The organism is Barnesiella sp. CU968 (assembly GCF_905219685.1).
Lineage (GTDB): Bacteria > Bacteroidota > Bacteroidia > Bacteroidales > Muribaculaceae > Lepagella > Lepagella muris_A.
In genome coordinates, this window is record NZ_CAJMXD010000143.1 from 1 (window position 1) to 6,932 (window position 6,932).

Genomic DNA, 6,932 nt, shown 5'->3' on the forward strand with positions numbered 1-6,932 from the left:
CCATTAAGTATCGAACGTCAAAAATTTGTAGGGCTATTCAGAACGAAATTTTTGCACTTCGTTCTTGAATGTTGATTATATCATCAAATCTCTATTTAATACTTTTAACAAAATTTAGACACAATAACGTTATGTCCCAGTTTATTTTTATTTCTTCACAAATCAACGGCGCATACAACGATTCCGATCTAATCAACTGTGCCGAGCATTCATCCACTCAGACTCAGCTGATGTCCGATTATTGGATCAGCTGAAAGCAGGCAATACAGAATAACAAAGGGCGAGCTGATTTTTTCAACTCCCCTTTCTTTATATCCTTTGGCGTTATATTTTTAACAACTTCTTACATTTCCCGCTTCACCACGGAGCACGATCCATCCTGTCGTAGACATAGGTCTGAACAGCTCCGTTTCCTGTGCGCCATTGCATCCACATTGTATTGCCGCCATGTGTGAACCAATAATTCATAGTGACCGGCGATGAATACTCATACTGTATATTGATCTGGTAGTTTGACGTGCCGGTATTCGAATCCTGACTGTAATACACAGTCCGTTCCGTATACTCTCTGCCACCCTGCAGATAATAATAATATCCTCTGCCGTTACCGTTGAAATAGAGATAGTTCGCATCCCCCGCTCCTACCGGGTCGCTGTTATACTGCACAAGCCCCCAATATCCAGTAAGCCTGGAATCATTGAAAGTATCCCAACCGGCAGGCGGACCTCCCCACCAGTCGTCACCATCAACGACACAGGAAGAAAGTCCAGCTGAAAGCAGCACACACATAAGCAACAGTCCGGGGATAATCCCCTTTATTCCGGATTTATGCATAACCGATATGTTTATAGTTGATAATATGTCTTTAGAAATATTAACAACCCGTATCCGCACCTTGTTCAAACCTCCCGACCACCTATCCAATTTTAACTTGTTTAAGAAGCTGTTATAAATAATTCACATTTTCAAGATAACAACTTTTCCTACACCCTTCGCCCGATCGAAGCCTTATTGACACTTCGCTACTCTTTCTAAAATTCCGTGAAACTCAGAGGGAGAAGCGATTTCACCGAAGGGAGCACATAAACACAGTCGAGTCCATAAAGAATCACCTCAATGTCGCCGTACAGAGCCTCATATTCGAGCAATGCCTGGCGGCAAGCCCCACAAGGGCTGATGGGCAATCGCTGGAAACACTCCTCATCGGGTTCGCTTTTGTCTTTATGAAGGCGTGTCCAGGCGGCAATCGCAATCTTCTTCATCGCCACACCCGGATACTGTGCGGATGCCCAGTAAGCAGCCGTGCGCTCCGCGCATGTCCCTGACGGATATGCGGCATTCTCCTGGTTGCTGCCGGTGACGATCCCTCCTCCATCCATGCGGATAGCAGCGCCGACATGGAATCTGGAATACGGCGCGTATGACGAGCGGGTCATAGCTTTGGCGGCATCCACAAGCTCCCTGTCTTCAGCCGACAACTCTTCGTAATCACACACTTTTATCAGTGTTTTAATCTCTTTCTCCTTCATGGCTGTTGTTTTCTTTTTCGCAAATATAATAATTTATTCGTAATTTTGCATACGGAGCATACCATAAGCTCCATATCTATACCTACCTATATGAGTTATTACAGATTTCTTATAATTATTAACGCGCTGGCAATAACATTTTCTCTCGGTGCCGCCAAAAAGAATCCGTATCAGGAATATATCGACACATATAGCGAGATGGCAATCGAACAGCAACGAGCCCACGGCATCCCGGCTTCGATAACTCTCGCCCAGGGACTGCTTGAAAGCCGTGCGGGGCAATCATCTCTCGCGACACTGGGCAACAACCATTTCGGCATAAAATGCCACAGCGAATGGAAGGGAGACACTCTGTTGCGCAATGATGACGCTGCAAACGAATGCTTCAGATCTTATTCATCCGCGGCTGAAAGTTTCGACGACCATTCCAGATTCCTGCTGCGCAAACGTTATGCCCCACTTTTCAAGAACGATGTCACAGATTATGCAGCTTGGGCAAAGGGTCTTAAAGCCTGCGGCTATGCCACAGACCCCAATTACGCCACAAGACTCATAACCATAATCGAACGCTACGCTTTGTATCTCTTCGATACCGAATCAGGAAGACGCGCCGAAGAAGACGCGAGTTTCATCCACGACATGTTGCGTGCCACACATCCTGTGCGCCGCAGTCGCGGACTCCATTGCGTCATCGCCTCTCCCGGAGACACCTACTCCTCGATAGCCAAAGAACTCGGCATCAAAAAATCCCGACTGCTTAAATATAACGATGTAGACAAAGACCGGGAAATCAAGCCGTGGGAGGAGGTATATCTGGAAGAAAAGAGAGACACGCCACCGGAAGGAGTCAGCAACGTTACTGTCGGTGAAGGCGAGTCATTTCATTCAATCTCGCAGCGCTTCGGGATAAAACTCTCCACACTCCGTAAACTGAACCCCCGAGTCCGCGACAGACCCGGTTCTAAGCTCCGTCTGCGTTAGACCCCGGAATTTGAATTTTAAGAGAGTGTTAAAAAAAGTTCCGGGAATCATGATAAGGATTCCGCCATAAAGATTTCAAAATGACTTCAAAAAATGATAAAATTTTGTCATCTTCAAAAAAATAACTAACTTTGCAGACGCAATTTATGTAAGCGCAGCTTTTCAAAATCCGGAAGGAGGAGGAAGAGCGGTGTTTCTACATAACGTATGCCTCTGTAGTTCAACGGATAGAATAGAAGTTTCCTAAACTTTAGATAGGGGTTCGATTCCCCTCGGAGGTACTATGGGAAAGTTTACTGCTTTTAAAGTTCAACTTGCTTCGTTGCCCGACGGACACCATGAGCAGGATTTCGAGATAACGACCGAGTTTTTCAAAAACATGGAAAACACGGACATCATCTCTTCTGATGTCAAGGTTCATCTCGACCTTGTGAAGAAGAACGACACCTACGACTGCAGATTCCATTGCAAGGGGATGCTGCAGATTCCCTGCGACCGCTGTCTTGATCCACTCGACCACGAGGTAGACACGGAATATCATGTGATAGTCAAATACGGTGAAAACTATGATGACGGTGCCGACAATCTCCTGGTGATTCCCTACAGCAACAGCTATCTGAACGTGGCATACATTCTCTACGACACCATCCTGCTGACGATTCCGCTGCGCCATGTGCACCCGATGGGCAAATGCAACCGCGCCATGGCAGCAGTCCTTTCAAGACACAAAGGAGGCGGAGATGAAGAGACGGAAGAGGCTCTTGATGATGTCGACGCCGAAATCGAAAGCGGAAGCGAAGATTAAGGCAATCTTTTAAAACACGACACTTTAACAAAAACTGAATAATAATATTAAAACAATACAGAAATGGCACATCCTAAACGCAGACAATCGCACACCCGTACGGCAAAACGCCGCACACACGACAAAGCTCTCGTCCCCACTCTCGCAATCTGCCCCAACTGCGGCGCTTGGCACATCTACCACACCGTTTGCGGTGAATGCGGTTACTATCGCGGCAAACTCGTAATCGAGAAAGCTGAAGCCTAAGTTTTAAGATCCGGTCTGTTGCCCTTGTGGCAACAGGAGTCTTTATTAAAGGCGGAACTATCTTTTTTAAAACAAATTCATGAAGTGAAAAAATACTTTTTCACTTCAATACTTATTTTATTCGATTATGGCCAACGCCAAAATAAGCGGAATCGCCTCCTACGTGCCTGACGACATCCTCGACAACGACATGCTGTCGAAGATGGTCGACACCAACGACGAATGGATAACCACACGCGTAGGCATCAAGGAACGCCGCATTCTCAAAGACCCTGAAAAGGGTTCAAGTTTCCTCGGAATAAAGGCTGTGGGCAAACTGCTTGAAGAAACCGGCACAGCAAAGGAAGAGGTGGATCTCGTGATATGCGCCACCTCAAACCCCGACTACCGTTTCCCTTCAACCGCCTCTGTCATCACTCATGAACTCGGTCTGACCAATGCCTATGCATACGACATTCAGGCAGCCTGCGCAGGCTTCATTGTGACCATGCAGGCAGCAAGGGCATATATCGAAGCCGGACTTTATAAAAAAGTGGTTGTGGTATGCGCTGAGAAAATGAGCAGCATGACCGATTATCAGGATCGGGCAACCTGTCCTCTCTTCGGAGACGCGGCTGCGGCTGTTCTGGTAGAACCCACAGATGAGAATCTTGGTGTGATCGACGGCGAATTCCACATTGATGGAAGCGGACTCCACAATCTGCTCATGAAGGCGGGCGGCTCCGCGCTCCCTGCCTCTCACGAGACCGTTGATGCCCGCGAGCATTATATCTATCAGGAAGGACGCGTGGTTTATAAAAACGCCGTGCGCGATATGCTCTCGTCTTCTCTTTCCGTAATGAAACGCAACAACCTCTCTGTCGAAGATGTCGACTGGTTTGTGCCCCATCAGGCAAACCTGAGAATAATTGAGGCAGTTGGCGGTCGCATAAAGATTCCGGAGGAGAAAACGCTCGTGAACATCCAGCACTACGGAAACACCTCGGCGGCTTCAATCCCGTTATGCCTTGACGAATACAAAAACAAACTCCATAAAGGAGACCGCATAGTGATGACAGCGTTCGGCGCAGGCTTCACATGGGGCGCGATGTATCTCATCTGGGCGATAGACCCTAAATAAGGCTGACTCCAGAAAAATGAACAATGACCCGCTTCGGAGGGTTCTAAATATAGCCATCCCGCTGTGCGGGCTGGCTATTGTTCAAATAGCGGGGACGTCTCGTCCCGCAACGTGACGTCCACAAAAAACGATAGAAATTATGGAAGAACTCAAGAACAAGATAGAGGTCGACAACCTCCTCCCCGAAGCAAAGATCAAAGAAGGACACCGTGCCGGATTCGTGAACATAGTTGGAAACCCCAATGTCGGCAAATCCACGCTGATGAACGACCTTGTTGGCGAAAGGATATCCATCATCACCTCCAAGGCTCAGACAACAAGACACAGGATAATGGGAATAGTAAACACCCCGGAATACCAGATTGTATATTCCGACACACCCGGTGTGCTTAAACCCAAATACAAGCTTCAGGAATCGATGCTCGGATTCTCGGAGGGTGCACTCACCGATGCAGACATACTGCTTTATGTGACCGATGTTGTCGAGGATCCGGAGAAAAACGCGGATTTTCTTGAACGCGTGGCAAAAGAGAAGATTCCGGTTCTTCTGGTAATAAACAAGATAGACCTTGTCAAAGGAAACGAGCAGTTCGAAACGATTATGACAGCATGGAAGAACCGCCTCCCTAATGCTGAAATATTCCCGACCAGCGCCACGGAAAACTTCAACGTCGATAACCTGAAGAAACGCATCGAGGAATTATTGCCCGTCTCGGCTCCGTTCTTCGGAAAGGATGCCTTGACCGACAAACCCGCAAGATTCTTCGTCACGGAAATTATCCGCGAGAAACTGCTCCTCAATTACGACAAAGAGATTCCTTACAGCACCGAAGTTATTGTGGAGAAATTCGATGAGAAAGAGGGCGCGATACATATCATGGCAGTGATTTATGTGGAACGCGACTCTCAGAAGGGAATCATAATCGGAAAAGGAGGCGAGAAAATAAAGAAAATCGGAATCACCGCACGCCAGGACATAGAGAAGTTCTTCGGAAAGAAAGTATTCCTCGAACTCTTTGTCAAAGTGGAAAAAGACTGGCGCAACCGTGAAAACAAACTCCGTGCGTTCGGATATATGGAATAATCCAGCAAAAATCTTCAAAAAAACAATATATGGGTAAGTTGATAGCAATTGTCGGGCGACCCAACGTGGGAAAGTCCACGCTTTTCAACCGCTTGACGCAGACACGCCGCGCCATTGTCGATGACACGGCAGGCACCACACGCGATCGCCAGTATGGCAAAGTCGACTGGTGCGGACAGGAATTCTCCATCGTCGACACCGGCGGATGGGTAGTGAACTCGGATGATATTTTCGAGGAAGAAATCAACAAACAGGTGGAAATCGCCATCGAGGAAGCCGATGTGATTCTTTTCGTGGTCGATGCATCAACCGGAGTGACAGATCTCGATGACAAAGTCGCCGCCATCCTGCGCCGGTCAAAGAAACCGGTTATTGTCGTGGCAAACAAAGAGGACAGGGGTGACGCACGCTTCAACATCTCCGAGTTCTATAGCTTCGGTCTCGGCGACCCTATAGGCGTGTCATCGGCAAACGGCTCCGGTACGGGTGAACTCCTTGATGAGATTGTTAAGGACATGCCCGAAAAAGACGACACGGAGGAAACCGATGAAAATATCGCCAAATTCGCCATAGTAGGACGCCCTAACGCAGGCAAATCTTCGCTGATAAATGCCTTTATCGGCGAAGAGCGTCATATCGTTACCGACATCGCCGGAACAACCCGTGATTCAATTTACCACCGCTATAACAAATTCGGCTTCGATTTCTATCTTGTGGACACCGCCGGCATAAGGAAGAAACAGAAAGTCAATGAAGACATCGAATATTACTCAGTCATACGCTCTATCCGCGCCATAGAGGCTTCGGATGTGTGCATCCTTATGATTGACGCAACAAGAGGCATTGAAGGGCAGGACGCGAATATTTTCAGCCTTATACAGCGTAACCGCAAAGGGCTCGTGGTGTGTGTGAACAAATGGGATCTGGTCGCTGACAAAAGTCTGGCGGCGCAGAAGAATTTCGAGCAGGCAATACGTTCGAAATTCGCACCGTTCACAGACTTTCCCATCCTTTTCACCTCCGCACTGACAAAACAGCGTATTTTCAAGGTGCTTGAAACAGCGGTGCAGGTATTTGAGAACCGCCGCCGCACGATTCCCACCTCACAGCTCAACTCATACATGCTTGAGCAGGTAGCTAGAACCCCGCCTCCGAGCAACAAGGGAA

General features: G+C 47.8%; 8 protein-coding genes and 1 tRNA gene. 7 read left to right on the top strand and 2 right to left on the bottom strand.

The features are described from left to right. Positions 1 to 357: 357 nt before the first annotated feature. A complete protein-coding gene (locus tag JX312_RS07000; protein WP_204457506.1) occupies positions 358 to 834 on the bottom strand; it encodes a hypothetical protein in 477 nt (158 codons plus the stop codon). Between the two features lie 197 nt (positions 835 to 1,031). Then, a complete protein-coding gene (locus tag JX312_RS07005) occupies positions 1,032 to 1,529 on the bottom strand; it encodes a cytidine deaminase (protein WP_204457507.1) in 498 nt (165 codons plus the stop codon). A 90-nt stretch (positions 1,530 to 1,619) separates the two neighbouring features. On the opposite strand from JX312_RS07005, the gene JX312_RS07010 reads away from it, so the two are divergent. The 7 genes from JX312_RS07010 to der all read left to right on the top strand — a co-directional run. Beyond that, complete coding sequence (locus JX312_RS07010; protein ID WP_204457508.1) at positions 1,620 to 2,510, top strand: glycoside hydrolase family 73 protein; 891 nt, start codon at positions 1,620 to 1,622, stop codon at positions 2,508 to 2,510. Positions 2,511 to 2,719: 209 nt separating this feature from the next. Then, positions 2,720 to 2,791, top strand: a tRNA-Arg gene (locus JX312_RS07015). Between the two features lie 2 nt (positions 2,792 to 2,793). Continuing rightward, positions 2,794 to 3,315: a DUF177 domain-containing protein gene (locus JX312_RS07020; protein WP_124029441.1), complete on the top strand. Its 522-nt coding sequence runs from the start codon at positions 2,794 to 2,796 to the stop codon at positions 3,313 to 3,315. Between the two features lie 63 nt (positions 3,316 to 3,378). After that, positions 3,379 to 3,561 carry a 50S ribosomal protein L32 gene (rpmF, locus tag JX312_RS07025; RefSeq protein WP_123403037.1) on the top strand — a complete coding sequence of 61 codons (183 nt, stop codon included), beginning with the start codon at positions 3,379 to 3,381 and terminating at the stop codon, positions 3,559 to 3,561. Positions 3,562 to 3,688: 127 nt separating this feature from the next. After that, a complete protein-coding gene (locus tag JX312_RS07030) occupies positions 3,689 to 4,681 on the top strand; it encodes a beta-ketoacyl-ACP synthase III (RefSeq protein ID WP_172469455.1) in 993 nt (330 codons plus the stop codon). 139 nt (positions 4,682 to 4,820) lie between these two features. Then, positions 4,821 to 5,765: a GTPase Era gene (era, locus tag JX312_RS07035; protein WP_204457509.1), complete on the top strand. Its 945-nt coding sequence runs from the start codon at positions 4,821 to 4,823 to the stop codon at positions 5,763 to 5,765. A 29-nt stretch (positions 5,766 to 5,794) separates the two neighbouring features. Beyond that, on the top strand, positions 5,795 to 6,932 hold a 1,138-nt coding region (der, locus tag JX312_RS07040), incomplete at its 3' end, for a ribosome biogenesis GTPase Der (protein ID WP_204457510.1).

Excerpts from the sequence above, each read along its gene's own strand:
- JX312_RS07000 (WP_204457506.1), bottom strand. The coding sequence starts at position 834 with ATGCATAAATCCGGAATAAAGGGGATTATCCCCGGACTGTTGCTTATG.
- JX312_RS07005 (WP_204457507.1), bottom strand. The coding sequence starts at position 1,529 with ATGAAGGAGAAAGAGATTAAAACACTGATAAAAGTGTGTGATTACGAA.
- rpmF (WP_123403037.1), top strand. The coding sequence starts at position 3,379 with ATGGCACATCCTAAACGCAGACAATCGCACACCCGTACGGCAAAACGC.
- era (WP_204457509.1), top strand. The coding sequence starts at position 4,821 with ATGGAAGAACTCAAGAACAAGATAGAGGTCGACAACCTCCTCCCCGAA.
- JX312_RS07010 (WP_204457508.1), top strand. The coding sequence starts at position 1,620 with ATGAGTTATTACAGATTTCTTATAATTATTAACGCGCTGGCAATAACA.
- JX312_RS07030 (WP_172469455.1), top strand. The coding sequence starts at position 3,689 with ATGGCCAACGCCAAAATAAGCGGAATCGCCTCCTACGTGCCTGACGAC.
- JX312_RS07020 (WP_124029441.1), top strand. The coding sequence starts at position 2,794 with ATGGGAAAGTTTACTGCTTTTAAAGTTCAACTTGCTTCGTTGCCCGAC.